Genomic DNA, 15,104 nt, shown 5'->3' with positions numbered 1-15,104 from the left:
AAAGCAAGCGCAAGTCGAACCGCCCCCCGGCTTGTCCATTTGCGCAAACATTCCACCTCTTTATGCCATGAGCAAGCCGGGCTTTTTGCGGAAGACCAGCGTTTTCAGGCAACCCGCATAGGCTTCAAAGCCTCGCTCCAGCGCAACAGCTCGTCGAGCATGGTTTTGGCTCCGCCCTGCACCTGTTCGCTGGCGTTGAAAGCGCCGTTCTCATCGAGCAGTTTCTGGTACATCGGCAGCGCGACGCCTTCCGAGATCGGCATGACGCCGACCGATGTCAGCAACGGCTTCAGCGCTTGCGCCGCGCGCAGGCCGCCGGAGACGCCGCCATAGCTGAAAATGGCTGCAGGCTTGTACTTCCATTCACGCGCGAGATAATCGACCGCGTTGACGATCGCCGGCGCCACGAAATAATTGTATTCCGGCGCCACGAAGACGAAGGCGTCGGCGGCATCGATCGCTTTCGACCAGGCCTTGGTATGGTCGTTCTTGTAATTGCCGAGCCTTGGATGGTGCGGTTCGTCCAGCACAGCTTGAACGTATCGATGTCGGTCAGTACCGGCTCGAATTTTCCATGCTCGCGCGCGAACGTCTCCAGCCACTCGGCAAAAACCGGTCCGGCGCGGCCTGGCCGCGTGCTGCCGATGATGATGTTCAACTGGTGCTTCAAGGCGGGCTCCTAGGTCTGGCGGTATCTGTTGGTGACCTACGGCAGGGCGCGGCCGCGGACAAGGCGGCACCGCCATGGAGGCGGTCACAATCGGCTGAACGGATCGCCTGCTGTGACGCCTCGGGCTGCATATTTGCGCCTGCCGTTCGGTCACATGGACGCCCGCATTGCCAGCCATTACATTGGGGTATCAGCGGAGCAGCCCATGGACATCCAGCCCGCCCCCTTCATTCCCCCGGCGCCGAAGCCGCGCACCACGCCGCCCTCGACGCTGGAGATGATCCGCATCGTCTACCGCAACCCGCTCGAATTGTGGGGTGAGCACACCTACAACGAGCCGTGGATCTCGGCCAGTGGTGTTGGTGGACATCTGATCGTCGCCAATGATCCCGGCCTGATCCGCCATGTGCTGGTCGACAACGCCAGGAACTACAAGATGGCGACGGTGCGTCAGAAGATCCTGCGGCCGATCCTGCGCGATGGCCTGCTGACCGCCGAGGGCGAGGTCTGGAAGCGGTCGCGCAAGGCGATGGCGCCGGTGTTCACGCCGCGCCACATCTTCGGCTTCGCCCAGCCGATGCTGAGACGCACGCTGGACTTCGTCGCCCGCTACGAAGACGGCGGCACGTCCGACATCGCCCATGACATGACGCTGCTCACCTACGACATCCTGGCCGAGACGCTGTTTTCCGGCGAGATATCAGGCGAGCCCGGCAGTTTCGCCAACGAGATCGACCGCCTGTTCGAGACCATGGGTCGCGTCGATCCGCTCGATCTGTTGCGCGCGCCCGACTGGCTGCCGAGGCTGACCCGTATCCGCGGCCGCAAGACCATGGCCTATTTCCGCAAGATCGTCACCGATACGGTCAAGATGCGCGAAGCGAAATTCAAGCGCGACCCCGATGCCGTGCCGCAGGATTTCCTGACGCTGCTGCTCAAGGCCGAGGGACCCGACGGGCTGACGCGGGCCGAGGTCGAGGACAACATCATCACCTTCATCGGCGCCGGCCATGAGACGACGGCGCGTGCGCTGGGCTGGACACTGTATTGCCTGGCTGAATCACCGTGGGAGCGCGACCGGGTCGAGCAGGAGATCGACCAGGTGTTGGCGCGCGAGCCCGATCCGACGAAGTGGCTCGACGCCATGCCGTTCACGCGTGCGGCTTTCGACGAAGCGCTCAGGCTGTATCCGCCGGCGCCGTCGATCAACCGCGAGCCGATCGAACCGGAAATGTGGAAGGATCTTCATATTCCCAAGCACGCCGCGGTGCTGGTGATGCCCTGGGTCGTGCATCGCCACAGGAAACTGTGGGACCGGCCGGATGCCTTCCTGCCGGAGCGCTTCCATCCGGGGAATCGCGAAAAGATCGACCGCTTCCAGTATCTGCCGTTTGGCGCGGGTCCGCGCGTCTGCATCGGCGCCAGCTTCGCCATGCAGGAGGCGATCATCGCGCTGGCGATCATGCTGTCGCGCTTCCGCTTCGACACGACAGCCGAAACCAAACCCTGGCCGGTACAGAAACTGACCACGCAGCCGCAAGGCGGTCTGCCGATGCGGGTCACGCCGCGACCGGCATGAGACACAGCTTCAGACGGTTGTGATAAATCAAGCAGCAGGCTTGCGTTGCTGGAACTGGCCGGCGGCGCGGTAGCGCCAGAGATAGCTGGGCAGGATCGTCGCGATCGATTGCGGCTGGATGCCGAGCCCTGCAAGCGTCCTGTTGGTCTTGTTGGCGGCGTCCGAAACGATGTTGTGCTCGCGCAACTGCGTCACCTGGTCCTTGGTCAGCAGCGGATTGGGCAACAGGCCGAGGATCGAGGCCTGGATGTTGGCCACCCACCACGGCACCGGCACCAGCAGCCGCTTGCGCTCGATCACGTCGAGCAGCTCTTCCATGCACTGCTTGAAGGTGAGCACCTTCGGTCCACCAAGTTCATAGATCTGGCCGCCATCCACCTTGCCGTCGACCGAGCGCGCCACCGCTTCGGCCACGTCGCCGACATAGACCGGCTGGAACTTGGTCTGGCCGCCGCCGATCAGCGGCAGCACCGGCGAATAGCGCGCCATGTTGGCGAAGCGGTTGAAGAAGCCGTCTTCGGGTCCGAAATTGATCGACGGCCGGAAGATCACGGCGTCCTTGATCGTCTCCAGCACAGCCTTTTCGCCAAGCGCCTTGGTGCGCGCGTAGTCTGATTCGGAGTCCAGATCGGCGCCAAGCGCAGAAATGTGGGTCAGGCCGGCGCCGACCGAGCGTGCGGCCTCGGCCACTGCGCGGGCGCCGAACTCGTGCACGGCGGAGAATTTCTGCCGGCCGCTCTCATGCAGGATGGCGACCAGATTGACGACGTGGTCGGCGCCCTGCACGGCGCGGTCGACCGACCAGCGCACGCGCACATTGGCCTGCACCGGCTGGATCTGGCCGACATTGCCAAGCGGCTGCAAATGGCCGGCAAGATCGGGCCGCCGGCAGGCGACCCGGATGCGATAGCCGCGCTTGGCCAACGCGCGCACGACATGGCGGCCGACAAAGCCTGACCCGCCAAAGACGACGACGAGCTTTGGGGTCTGCAGGATTTCGGTCATGGCTGGCTCCGGCGCTCGCAAGCTTGGCTGAAGCCGTTTCATAATCCGTTTCGTGCCAAAGGCAAAGGGCGACGCGTCGTCGCTATCAGCCTGTCAGAACGCTTTGCCCATACGGGCGTCGACCGAATGGCGGTTGCCGCCGCGAATGACGAAGAAGAGCAGGATCGCCGCCCAAAGCAGCGACTTTTCCGCGCCCGAATAGCCTTGGTCCATCGTGACCCAGTGGAACCAGACCGTGACCAGCAGCACGAACAGGCCGGCAAAGGCGGCCGGCCGCGTCAAAAACCCGATGGCGATGAAGATGCCGCCGAAGAATTCAGTGCAGGCCAGAAGCAACGACCACAACGCGCCCGGATAGAAGCCGAGACCCTCGACCATCTCGGCAGCGCCGAAAGGATTGGTGATCTTCTGCGAACCGTGGATGGCGAAAAACCCGCCGGCGACGACGCGAAGAACGGTTTCGGCACCATCGTGCAGAGCCGCGTAAAGCCTGCCAAGGACCGGGATGACAAGGGCGTTGCGGGGATTGTCCATGCTTGCCGGCATTATAGCTCCTCTGTTTTGCTCAATCAGCGCAAACGGCCGGTCGGGTTGGCCGAAGTCAAATAAACAAAAGTTGACCAAAACAAGAATGTTTTACCATTGTGCGATCAAAACGCAGAAAACCCCGCAGAAGCGGGGTTTTCCGGGTGACATCCATGCGAAGTCAGGGGCCGACGGAGCGGCCTGACCTGAGACGGTATCAGGAGGGCGTGAAGCAAGTACGCCCACCCCAGCCCTGAACATCCGACATGGTGCCACCAACCTTCTTGCAGGCGGCGACGAAATCGGCGCTGCAATTGGCGAATTTTGCATGGCCGTTCTTGCAGTAATGGTCTTCGGTGGCGCCGCCGCTCGGGGCGGCGATGACACCCGGGCTGGTCGGCTTGATCGGCGCGGCCTTCAGGGTGGCTGCCTGTGTGGCACCCATGAACGAGCCGAGCAGAAGGACGGCGGTCAGCATGGTAATCTTGGTGTTGGTCATGACAATTTCCTTTGATTTGGGTTGAGGTTTCCGAGGCGCGAAGGACCGGCCTTCGCGTGATGCAGGCTTTCGATTTCGGTTTGCTGCTTCCCCCGGTGTGGATCGGGCAAGCTCGCCTTGCCCTGGACAAAGCTGGGTCGCAGCAAGGCGCGGAAAGGTTCAGCAGCGCGCAAAGAAAATCGCACCGCGCCGCGCCTGCGGCGGGCAGATTTCAGATAACTATTTGATATTTAACAGCTATTCAGGAAGAATAGCGTGCGGCGAATTCGGAAATGCGCTGCACCACCGCCTTGGATGCCGTGATGCCCCGCGCTTGCGCCTTCTCGGCGGCCTCTGCGCGGGCACGACCGGGCACATGCACACCGAAGCGCCGCCGCAGCCGGTCGAGCTGATCCTTCATCCGCTGCTCGAAATCCGGATCGAGCAGCTTGGGTTCGATAGCAAGCACGAATAGTCCCGTGCCGGGGCTGTCCGGCCCGCCGCTGAACCATGGCGCGTCGAGCGACCAGTTGGCGCCCGACAGGCCCGCCGCCAGCACCTCGACCATCAGCGCGATGTTGGCGCCGCGCTGGCCGCCGAAGGCGAGCATTGCGCCCTTCATGGCGGCGGCGGGATCGGTGGTCGGGTTGCCGCTGGCGTCCAGCGCCCAGCCTTCCGGGATTGTCTTGCCCTCCTCGGCCGCTTTGCGGATGTTGACGAAAGCGGTGGCGCTCGACGACTGGTCGATGACCAGCGGCGCCCCGTCGGCGGCGGGGGCGGCAAACGACATCGGGTTGGTGCAGTAGACCGGCTTGACCGAGCCCGAGCCGGCAAGCACGGCCGGGCCGTTGGTGGCGGCGAACGACACCAGCCCGAGTGTTGCCAGCCTTCCGGTGAAATAGCCGAGCGCGCCGCATGTATAGGCGTTCTTCTGCGAGAAGATGGCGACGCCGAACAGTTTTGCCGCCTTGGCGAGGTCGTCGATGGTGCGGTCGAAGCCGGTATGCGCCAGCCCCCGGCGTGCATCGGAGAGATAGACCGCAAGCGCCGGCCGGGTGATCACCGGGTCGGCATTGCCGTCGATGCGTCCGGCTTCCAGCGCCTCGAGATAGTCGATGAAATGCGACAGACCGACCGAGGAAAGCCCTTCGGCCTCGGCTGATATGATCGAAGCAGTGAGCGATTGTGCCGCTTCCTCATTGGCGCCAGCGCCAAGTGCCGCCATCCGGCACAGTCCTTTTGCCTGGTCGAGACTGAGTTGCATGATGGCAATCCTAGGGGAATAGGGGAGTAAGGGAATAGGGGAATGGTGAGCAGTGAATAGCGAATGGGGATGGAATTGTGAACGTGAATAGTGGCTGGCTACTCCCCTACTCCCCTACTCCCCTCTAACCAATCTTGTTGGGAATCCTGGCCTCTATCCTGCTGAAGGCGAAGACCAGAATACCGGTGATCGTCATGTAGATCAGCGCCAGCAGCAGCAGGGGCTCATAGGTGAGGTAGGTGTCCTGCCGCACCTTGGACGAAACGGCGAAGATGTCGATGACACTGATCGTTGCCACCAGCGGCGTCGATTTCAACTGCAGCACGGTCTCGCCGGTCAGCGTCGGCAGCGCCCGGTAGATGGCCTGCGGCAGCCAGATCCGCCGGAATGCCTTCCAGCGGCTCATGCCGAAGGCACGCGCCGCCTCCAGTTGTCCCTTGGGCACGCCGGCAAAGGCGCCACGCATCACCTCGCCCTCATAGCCGGCGAAAGACAGGGTCAACGCCAGCACGCCATAGGGCCAGGCTTGCCTGAGATATGGCCACATCCAGGATTCGCGGATCCACGGATATTGCGGGAACAGCGAACCCAGGCCGTAATAGAGCAGCCAGAGCTGGATCAGCAGCGGCGTGCCCCGGATCACCGTGCAGAACACCTTGGCAGGCGCGGCGAACCAGAATGAGCCGGCGGCTTGCGCCAGCCCGAGCGGCACGGCCAGCAGAAAGCCCAGCACGCAGGTGACGGCCAGGATCCACAGCGACCGCCAGATGCCGATCAAGCCCATTTCATAATATTGCGGCAGCCAGTCCCAGCGCATGAAAAAGGCAGCCGACAAAACAAGGCCCAGTGCGATCAGGATCAGCACGATGCGGTGCGGCTGCAGCCACAGCGATGTTCGCGCGACGACGTTGATGATGGCAGCCTCGTTGGCCATCAGCGCGCCTCCTTGAGCGAAGGCATGCCGCGCCGCGACCAGGTCTCGACCCGGCCGATGACGAGGTTGGAGAACAGCGACAAAAGCAGATAGAGCACGCCCGCCGCGAAAAAGAAGGTGAAATAGGCTTTGGTGACACCCGCCGCCTGCCGCGTCGCCAGCGCCAGTTCGTAGAAGCCGACGACCGCCAATAGCGCGGTATCCTTGGTGGCGATCAGCCAGAGATTGGCGAGGCCCGGTATGGCGAAGGGCAGCATTGACGGCAAGGTGATGCGCCGCAACAGCAGGCCCGGAGACATTCCATAGGCGCGGGCGGCCTCGATCTGGCCCTGCGGAATGGCCAGGATCGCGCCGCGTATCACCTCTGTCGAATAGGCGCCCTGGACGAAGCCGAGCACGGCGATGCCGGCGGCAAGGCCGCTCACGTCGACGCGCTGATAGCCCATGGCCGTCAGCGCCTGATTGATCAGGTCGGTTCCGGCGTAATAGAGTAGCAGGATCAGCACCAGTTCGGGCACAGCCCGCACGATGGTGGTGTAGACCGCCAGGAGATCGCGCACCACCGGCCCGCCATAAAGCTTGCCGTAGGCGCCGCCGGTGCCGATCAGAAGGCCGAGGCACGTGGCGCCCAGCGCGATCTCGATTGAGTGCAGCAGCCCGACCAGAAGCGTCCCGCCCCAGCCTGGCGGGTAGGGCGAGAGAAGCTCGGTGATGCCGGCCGCGGAGGCCGAAAGAAGTGCGTCAATCAGCGTCGCCCCCGAAGTGCTGGCCAACCGCCGACGGCTGTGTCGGCGGCAAACATGCCTGGGAAAGATCGGGCAGGTGGGGCATGGCGCTGACGCCATGCTCCACGGCTCATGCGAGGATAGTCAGTTCGACTGCGCGCCGCCGCCGCCGTAAATGTCGAAATCGAAGTATTTCTTCGAGATCTCGTCATATTTGCCGTTGGCGCGGATCGCCTTGATGCCGGCGTTGATCTTGCCCTTCAGTTCGGTGTCTTCCTTGCGCACGCCGGCGCCGACGCCCGGTCCGAGCACTTCGTCGTCCGGAGCGACCATCCCCTTCAAGTCGCAGCAGGCCTTGCCCTGGTCGGATTTCAGGAACTCGCCAAGCGCGATGGAATCGGCCTGAACCGCATCGAGGCGGCCGGCGGCAAGATCGTTGTTGGCTTCGTCCTGGGTCTGGTATTCCTTGATCTCGGAGGCTGTGCTGCCAAAATGCTTCTTGGCGTAGACAGCGTGTACCGTCGAAACCTGCACGCCGACGATCTTGCCCTTGAGGTCGTCCGGGGCGGAGCCGAATTTCTGGTCCTTCGGGCCGATGATCGCGGTCGGCGTGTTATAGTACTTGTCCGAGAAATCGATCGTCTTCGCGCGCTCGGCGGTGATCGACATCGAGGAGACGATGAGGTCGATCTTCTTGGTCGTCAGTGCCGGGATGATGCCGTCCCAGGCGACCGGGGTAATGACGCAATCGAGCTTCTCCTCGGCGCAGACGGCATCGATGAAGTCGATCTCCCAGCCAACCCACTTGCCCGAAGCATCGGGCGAGGTGAAGGGCGGATAAGGCTCGGCGGCGACGCCGATCTTGACGGGATCGGCCTTGGCCACGCCCATGGCTGCGACGCCGAGCAGCAGCGCTGCGGCGAATGTCTTCAGAACGGTCTTCATTTCATGACTCCCAGTTTGTTGTTGGTTCCCGGTTTTCTTCCGTCCCGGCCTGTCCTAGCCGATGTTGCGGATGAACTGCTTCAGCCTTTCGGATCTGGGCGCGCCGAAGATCTGCTCGGGCGGGCCTTCTTCCTCGACCAATCCATTGTAGAGATAGACGACATGCGTCGCGACCTCGCGGGCGAACTTCATCTCGTGGGTGACCAGCACCATGGTGCGGCCTTCGCGCGCCAGGTCGCCGATCACCTTCAGCACTTCAGCGACCAGCTCGGGATCGAGTGCGGAGGTGGGCTCGTCGAACAGCATGACGCGCGGATTGATGGCCAGCGCACGGGCGATCGCCGCGCGCTGCTGCTGGCCGCCCGACAGATAGGCCGGATAGACATCGCGCTTTTCGGCCAGACCGACACGGGCGAGCAGTTTCTCGGCCTCGCCGATCGCCACATCGCGCTTGACGCCAAGCACATGTACGGGGACCTCGATGACGTTTTCGATCAGCGTCATGTGGCTCCAAAGGTTGAAGTTCTGGAACACCATGCCGAGCTTGGAGCGGATGCGCTCGATCTGCTTGCGGTCGGCCGGAATGGTGTGGCCGTGGCTGTCGGCCTTGAGCTTGATCTCCTCGCCATTGACGCGAATGATGCCGCTGGTCGGGTTTTCCAGGCAGTTGATGCAGCGCAGCAGGGTGGATTTGCCGGAGCCCGAGCCGCCGATGATTGCGATGACCTCGCCGTCGCGCGCCGACAGCGAGACGCCCTTCAGCACATGCAGCTCACCGAACTTCTTGTGCAGGTTTTCGACGTGGATGGCTTCGGCGGCGCCGTCATGCGCCTTGCCGGATTGGACTGTGGCAGCTTCCACCACGCTCACTGGGTGACCTCTATAGGGTCGGTGGCGGTTCGTCGAACGTCTATCCGGCTAATCAACATATACGCTGTACTGCCCCGCTCCAGACTTCAGCATGGACCCAACGGCGCGAGCCCGTCAATCCTGCTTATTACGGCACTTGCGAGCTTGTTGTGCAAGTGTATAAATAGCCTTCCATGAAATTTTCTCGATTTTTTTCAGCGAAAAAGGACTTCGATGAGCGCTTTCGGATCACAGTCCATGGCGGCGCCGCTGCGCCGCGTGCTGATGCGGTCGGCGGCCAACGCCATGCGCAATGCCGACAGGGCTGCTTGGCACTATGGCCCGGGTTTCAATCCGGCGAAAGCGGCATCGCAGCACGCGCTCCTTGCTGAACTGGTGGCGGCTTCCGGTGCCGAAATCGAATGGATCGAGGACGCGGCGGATGGACTTTCGGATTCGGTGTTCACGCACGACCCGTCGCTGATGACCGATCGCGGCGCGCTGATCCTGTCCATGGGCAAGCCGTTGCGCGCCAGGGAGCCCTCGCTTCATGAGGAAACCTACCGAAGGCTGGGTATTCCAATCCTGGGCCGCGTCGAGGTTCCTGGCCAGGTCGAAGGCGGTGATTGTGTATGGCTCGATGCCCGCACGCTGGTGATCGGGCGCGGTGTCCGCTCCAACCAGGAAGGCATCCAGCAGGTTTCCAACCTGCTGACGCCGCTGGGCGTTTCCGTCTACGGCTTTGATCTGCCGCTGTGGCAAGGCGAAGAGGCGTGCCTGCATCTGATGTCGGTGATCAGCCCGCTGGCCGACGACCTCGCACTGGTCTATTCACCGCTTTTGCCGGCCCCGTTCTATCAGATGCTGAAGGCGCGCAACATCCGACTGGTCGAAGGCGACGCCGAAGAGTTCGCGGCTTCCAACGGCCTTAGCCTGAACGTGCTGCCGACCAGCCCACACAAGGTCATTGCCGTCGCAGGCTTTCCAAAGACCAAAGCCGCGATGGAAGCCGCCGGCTGCACGGTCGAAATCTTCGAGGCGGATGCGCTCTGCATCGCCTGCGAGGGCGGGCCGACATGCCTGACGCGACCGATCCTGCGCCAATGAATATGCCATCCCGCCGCAGGTTCCGTCGCGAGGGCGAGGAGCGGCGGCGGCAGGATCTGATCGAGGCCACTCTGGACAGCGTGGCGGAACATGGCCTGCAGGGCGCCACCTTGCGCACCATCGCATTGCGTGCCGGCGTCACCGCTGGGCTGATCCGGCACTATTTTCCCGGCAAGGAAGAATTGCTGCAGGAAGCCTATGCAGCGCTGATGGGCCGCATGACCGAGCAGGCGAAAGCGGCTTTGGTCATGGAGAATGCCTCGCCTCGCCAGCGCCTTGCGGCTTTCGTCACCGCCAACCTCAATGCGCCGATCATCGATGCGCGGGTGTTTTCGCTCTGGGCAACCTTCATCGGCCGCGCCAGAGCGGATCCGACCTTGGCCCACGCCCACCGCGAAGGCTACCTTGGTTTTCGCAATGAGGTGGAGGCGGTTGTGGCTGAGGTGCTCGCCGCCGAACGGCGCAATCCGGACGCAAGCCAATTGCGCCACCATGCCATCGCGATTAATGCGATCATCGACGGACTCTGGATCGAAGGCTGCCTGGCCGGCGAGATGTTCTCGGCCGGCGAATTGGCGGCGATCGGCATCAAGACTGTCGAGGCCGAACTAGGCCTCGCGCCGGACGGGGAGGAAAACCAATGACGACACTCGGCGAAGCCCTCATCTCGCTGCTTGAAGCGCATGGCGTCGACACGGTGTTCGGGATTCCGGGCGTCCACACGGTCGAGCTCTACCGCGGGCTGGCGCGCTCGAATATCCGCCACGTCACGCCGCGTCACGAACAGGGCGCCGGCTTCATGGCCGATGGCTATGCGCGCGCCAGCGGCAAGCCGGGCGTCGCCTTTGTCATCACCGGACCGGGGCTCACCAACACCATCACCGCCATGGGGCAGGCACGCGCCGATTCGGTACCGATGCTGGTCATATCAGGCGTCAACGCCACGCCGACGCTGGGCAAGGGGCTGGGCCATCTGCATGAATTGCCGGACCAGCGCGGCATGATGGAGAAGGTGGCGCTGTTTTCGCAGCGCGTTACCGAGGCCAGCGAATTGCCCGGTGCCCTGGCGCAGGCCTTTGCCCTGTTTTCATCGGCCCGGCCCGGCCCCGTGCATATCGAGATCCCGACCGACGTCATGGTCAAGTCGGCGGATGGCATCGCTGCCATGCTGAGCAATGTGACCCCACCCGCGCCGGAAGGTGCCGCAATTGCCAGCGCGGCCAAACTCATCGGTGCCGCGCGCCGCCCGCTGATCCTGGTCGGCGGCGGCGCCAAACGCGCCGAAGCGCCGCTGCGGCGTCTGGCCGAGCGGCTGGGAGCGCCGGTCGTCCAGACCGCCAATGCGCGCGGCCTGCTGCATGGTCATCCGCTTTGCGTGCCGGCCAGTCCCAGCCTGAAGGCGGTACGGGCCCTGATGGCCGACGCCGACCTGGTCATTGCCGCCGGCACCGAATTCGGCCCGACCGACTATGACGGCTACAGCGATGGTGGCTTCGTCCTGCCCGCCAATCTGATCCGCATCGATATCGGCGCCGACCAGCTTGCCCGCCGCCCGGCAACCGTTTCGATCCAGGCCGATTGCGCCGAGGCGCTCGAAGCGCTGCTTCTGCAGACGGGCCATATCCCGGCAAGCGAAGGTGGGCCGACACGCGCCGCCGCCGCCCGGGAAGCAGCCTTTGCCGAGCTCAATCCGACACTGCAGGCACAGGTGCGCGCCGTCGAGATGATCCGCGACACCTTGCCGGGCGCGCTCATCGTCGGCGATTCGACGCAGCCGATCTATGCGGCCAACCTCTATTACGACCACGACCGGCCAGGCGGCTGGTTCAATGCCGCCACCGGCTTCGGCGCGCTCGGCTATGGCCCGCCGGCGGCGATTGGCGCGGCCCTTGCGATACCCGATGCGCCGGTTGTCTGCCTGACCGGCGACGGCGGCTTCCAGTTCACGTTGCCGGAGTTGGGCGCCGCGCTCGATGCGCGGGCGCCGGTCATCTTCATCGTCTGGAATAACAGAGGCTACCGCGAGATCGAAACCTCGATGCTCGATGTCGGTGTCGAGCCGGTCGGTGTATCGCCGGCGCCGCCGGATTTCTGCAAGCTGGCCGAGGCCTATGGCATCGGCGCCGAACGGCTTGCCGACATCGACGCTCTCGCGGACGCGTTGAAGCGCGCCCGGGCCACCGGACTGCCGCGCGTCATCGAAATCACGGTTGACTGAAGGACGGTGCTACGTATTTCCCGTCTCGCCGGCCCTGAACCTCGGCCGGCCGGTGGGCGGACGCATGCAAAGACGCGACAACTGCCATGTCGAGATGTCAATTGAGTGACGGGGCAAAAGGCGCGACGCTTCGCGTCGGCGGCACAGAAACGACCTAACGATAAAAAAATGACAGGAGCGTCCAAGATGACGGAAACACTTGAAGGCAAGCATATCGTCGTGACCGGTGGAACCGGTGCGCTCGGCGGTGCGGTTGTCGGCAAACTGCTGAGTGACGGCGCGATCTGCCATGTGCCCAATGCCCATGCCGCCGCACCAGCGCATTTTCCCTTCGCCGCGCATGACCGTGTCCAGTTGGTGCACAATGTCGATCTCTCGGACCCCGCCAAGGTCGAGGCGTTCTACAGTCAGGTTCCAGGCCTGTGGGGCTCAATCCACCTGGCCGGCGGCTTCACCGCCGCACCGGTGGAAAAGATCGAGTCGGCCTCCTTTGCCGAGATGATGGACACCAATGCACGCACCGCCTTCCTGTGCTGCCGCGCCGCGATCCGCTCAATGCTGTCGTCGGACATCGCGGGCCGCATCGTCAACGTCACGGCGCGCGCCGGGCTCGATCCGCGGCGCGGCGCTGGCATGGTCGCTTACGCCGCCAGCAAGGCGGCGGTTGCCGCGATGACGGTGGCGATGGCCGAAGAGCTGAAGCACAGGGGCATCCTGGTCAATGCCGTGGCGCCGTCGACGCTCGATACGCCGGCAAACCGCGCCGACATGCCGGATGCCGATGTCACCAGATGGGTCAGCCTCGAAGCCGCCGCGGAAGCCATCGCCTACCTGGCATCGCCGGCCAATCTGGCGATGAGCGGTACGCTGGTGCCGCTTTACGGCAGGGCGTAACCTTCCAACCCTTCACGTCGGTCAAGTCAAAGAAAAACCCCGCCGGATCGCTCCGGCGGGGTTTTTGTTGAGGCCGCGCGCAAGGCGCGGCAACAGCTAATGCTTAGCTGCCCTGCTTCTTCAGCGCGGCACCCAGGATGTCGCCCAGCGAAGCGCCGGAGTCGGTCGAGCCGTACTGAGCGACCGCTTCCTTCTCTTCGGCGATTTCCAGCGCCTTGATCGAGACCTGCAGCTTGCGGGTCTTCTTGTCGAAGGCGATGACGCGGGCATCGACCTTCTGGCCGACGGTGAAGCGCTCGGGGCGCTGCTCGTCGCGGTCACGGCTCAGATCGGAGCGCTTGATGAAGGTCTCGATGCCGCTGTCGACCAGCCGCACTTCCAGACCGCCATCCTTGACGCCGATGACTTCGCAGGTGACGACCGCGTTCTTGCGCAGTTCGCCTGAAGTCGCCGCTTCGCCGACCGTATCCTTGGCCAGCTGCTTGATGCCGAGCGAGATGCGCTCCTTGTCGATGTCGACATCGAGCACCTGCGCCTTGACCATGTCGCCGCGATTGTACTCTTCGATGACCTGCTCGCCCGGACGGGTCCAGTCGAGGTCGGAAAGGTGCACCATGCCGTCCACGTCGCCTTCGAGGCCGATGAACAGGCCGAACTCGGTCTTGTTCTTGACCTCGCCCTCGACCTGGCTGCCGACCGGATGGCTCGAGGCGAAAGCCTGCCACGGATTCTCGAGCGTCTGCTTGAGGCCGAGCGAGATGCGGCGCTTGGCCGGATCGACCTCGAGCACCACCACGTCGACTTCCTGGGTCGTCGACAGGATCTTGCCGGGATGCACGTTCTTCTTCGTCCACGACATTTCCGAAACGTGGATGAGACCCTCGATGCCCGGCTCCAGCTCGACGAATGCGCCGTAGTCGGTGATGTTGGTGACGGTGCCCTTGATCTTCTTGCCGATCGGGAACTTGGTGCCGATCTCGGACCACGGATCGCTCTCGAGCTGCTTCATGCCGAGCGAGATGCGGTGGGTTTCCTGGTTGATGCGGATGATCTGCACCTTGACCGTCTGACCGATGTTGAGGATTTCGGTCGGATGGTTGACGCGGCGCCATGCCATGTCGGTGACGTGCAGCAGGCCGTCGATGCCGCCGAGGTCGACGAACGCACCATAGTCGGTGATGTTCTTGACGACGCCTTCGACAACCTGGCCTTCTTCGAGGTTCTGCACGATTTCCGAACGCTGTTCGGCGCGGCTCTCTTCGAGCACGGTACGGCGCGACACCACGATGTTGCCGCGGCGACGATCCATCTTGAGGATCTCGAAGGGCTGCGGGTTGTGCATCAGCGGGGAGACGTCGCGGATCGGGCGGATATCGACCTGGCTGCGCGGCAGGAAGGCCACGGCGCCGTCGAGGTCGACAGTGAAGCCGCCCTTGACCTGGTTGAAGATGACGCCTTCGACGCGCTCACCCTTGGTGAACTTCTCTTCGAGACGGACCCAGCTCTCTTCGCGGCGGGCCTTCTCACGGGAAAGCATCGCTTCGCCAAGCGCGTTCTCGATGCGCTCGACATAGACTTCGACGGTGTCACCGACCTTGAGGGTGGTGTCCTTGCCCTTGACGCCGAATTCCTTCAGCGGCACGCGGCCTTCGACCTTGAGGCCGACGTCGATGATGGCCATGTCCTTTTCGATCGCGGTGATCGTACCCTTGACGACCTGACCTTCGCCGGAATGGCCTGTGGTAAATGATTCTTCGAGCAGGCTCGCGAAATCATCGCGAGTGGGATTTGCAGCTGACATTGTTTCTCCTGGAGTGCCCCGCATCTAGAAGCGGGACGGGCGCCGTAGGTTAGCGTTGCGTTGGCCTGCCGGCGTTCCGGGCTACAAAAACCCTGGGCCGCTCTTTAAGC

The 15,104-nt window shown here is 63.5% G+C and carries 14 protein-coding genes and 1 pseudogene; 5 read left to right on the top strand and 10 right to left on the bottom strand.

What is annotated here, in order from left to right; all coding sequences use genetic code 11:
* Window positions 1–104: 104 nt before the first annotated feature.
* Window positions 105–670: pseudogene (locus EJ079_RS04415) on the bottom strand (NADPH-dependent FMN reductase).
* Between the two features lie 205 nt (window positions 671–875).
* Between EJ079_RS04415 and EJ079_RS04410 the strand changes: the two are divergent.
* The gene (locus EJ079_RS04410; RefSeq protein WP_127808196.1) at window positions 876–2,249 is read left to right on the top strand and encodes a cytochrome P450; all 1,374 of its coding nucleotides are present in this window, start codon (window positions 876–878) and stop codon (window positions 2,247–2,249) included.
* 27 nt (window positions 2,250–2,276) lie between these two features.
* Here EJ079_RS04410 and EJ079_RS04405 read toward each other — a convergent pair whose 3' ends face one another.
* The 8 genes from EJ079_RS04405 to EJ079_RS04370 form a co-directional block, all read right to left on the bottom strand.
* On the bottom strand, window positions 2,277–3,254 hold the full coding sequence (locus EJ079_RS04405; protein WP_127270317.1) for a complex I NDUFA9 subunit family protein: 978 nt from the start codon (window positions 3,252–3,254) through the stop codon (window positions 2,277–2,279).
* Between the two features lie 93 nt (window positions 3,255–3,347).
* Window positions 3,348–3,800, bottom strand: a complete 453-nt coding sequence (locus EJ079_RS04400) for a DoxX family protein (protein WP_127808195.1) — start codon at window positions 3,798–3,800, stop codon at window positions 3,348–3,350.
* A 196-nt stretch (window positions 3,801–3,996) separates the two neighbouring features.
* Window positions 3,997–4,278 (bottom strand): hypothetical protein, encoded by a 282-nt coding sequence (locus tag EJ079_RS04395; protein WP_127808194.1) that lies wholly within the window; start codon window positions 4,276–4,278, stop codon window positions 3,997–3,999.
* Window positions 4,279–4,519: 241 nt separating this feature from the next.
* Window positions 4,520–5,521: an Ldh family oxidoreductase gene (locus tag EJ079_RS04390; RefSeq protein WP_164749058.1), complete on the bottom strand. Its 1,002-nt coding sequence runs from the start codon at window positions 5,519–5,521 to the stop codon at window positions 4,520–4,522.
* A 124-nt stretch (window positions 5,522–5,645) separates the two neighbouring features.
* Complete coding sequence (locus tag EJ079_RS04385; RefSeq protein ID WP_027039831.1) at window positions 5,646–6,455, bottom strand: ABC transporter permease; 810 nt, start codon at window positions 6,453–6,455, stop codon at window positions 5,646–5,648.
* A complete protein-coding gene (locus EJ079_RS04380) occupies window positions 6,455–7,168 on the bottom strand; it encodes an ABC transporter permease (RefSeq protein WP_206516821.1) in 714 nt (237 codons plus the stop codon). Before EJ079_RS04380 ends, EJ079_RS04385 begins: the two co-directional genes overlap by 1 nt.
* Before the next feature lie 156 nt (window positions 7,169–7,324).
* Window positions 7,325–8,125 carry a transporter substrate-binding domain-containing protein gene (locus EJ079_RS04375; RefSeq protein ID WP_023811511.1) on the bottom strand — a complete coding sequence of 267 codons (801 nt, stop codon included), beginning with the start codon at window positions 8,123–8,125 and terminating at the stop codon, window positions 7,325–7,327.
* A gap of 54 nt (window positions 8,126–8,179) precedes the next feature.
* Entirely contained in the window at window positions 8,180–8,995 is an 816-nt protein-coding gene (locus tag EJ079_RS04370) for an ABC transporter ATP-binding protein (RefSeq protein ID WP_127808193.1), read from the bottom strand.
* 213 nt (window positions 8,996–9,208) lie between these two features.
* Here EJ079_RS04370 and EJ079_RS04365 point away from each other — a divergent pair, with 213 nt between their 5' ends.
* The 4 genes from EJ079_RS04365 (at window position 9,209) to EJ079_RS04350 (ending at window position 13,193) form a co-directional block, all read left to right on the top strand.
* Window positions 9,209–10,081, top strand: coding sequence for a dimethylarginine dimethylaminohydrolase family protein (locus EJ079_RS04365; RefSeq protein WP_127808192.1), 873 nt, complete (start codon window positions 9,209–9,211; stop codon window positions 10,079–10,081).
* The gene (locus tag EJ079_RS04360) at window positions 10,078–10,725 is read left to right on the top strand and encodes a TetR family transcriptional regulator C-terminal domain-containing protein (protein ID WP_236383290.1); all 648 of its coding nucleotides are present in this window, start codon (window positions 10,078–10,080) and stop codon (window positions 10,723–10,725) included. Before EJ079_RS04365 ends, EJ079_RS04360 begins: the two co-directional genes overlap by 4 nt.
* The gene (locus EJ079_RS04355; protein ID WP_127808191.1) at window positions 10,722–12,299 is read left to right on the top strand and encodes a 5-guanidino-2-oxopentanoate decarboxylase; all 1,578 of its coding nucleotides are present in this window, start codon (window positions 10,722–10,724) and stop codon (window positions 12,297–12,299) included. Before EJ079_RS04360 ends, EJ079_RS04355 begins: the two co-directional genes overlap by 4 nt.
* A gap of 186 nt (window positions 12,300–12,485) precedes the next feature.
* Window positions 12,486–13,193, top strand: a complete 708-nt coding sequence (locus tag EJ079_RS04350; RefSeq protein ID WP_127808190.1) for an SDR family NAD(P)-dependent oxidoreductase — start codon at window positions 12,486–12,488, stop codon at window positions 13,191–13,193.
* 103 nt (window positions 13,194–13,296) lie between these two features.
* On the opposite strand, the gene rpsA is transcribed toward EJ079_RS04350, so the two are convergent.
* Window positions 13,297–14,994, bottom strand: coding sequence for a 30S ribosomal protein S1 (gene rpsA / locus EJ079_RS04345; protein ID WP_013528183.1), 1,698 nt, complete (start codon window positions 14,992–14,994; stop codon window positions 13,297–13,299).
* Window positions 14,995–15,104: the final 110 nt, after the last annotated feature.

Source organism: Mesorhizobium sp. M7A.F.Ce.TU.012.03.2.1 (assembly GCF_004006095.1).
Taxonomy (GTDB): Bacteria; Pseudomonadota; Alphaproteobacteria; order Rhizobiales; family Rhizobiaceae; genus Mesorhizobium.
This window is presented reverse-complemented; position numbering and strand designations above follow the sequence as displayed.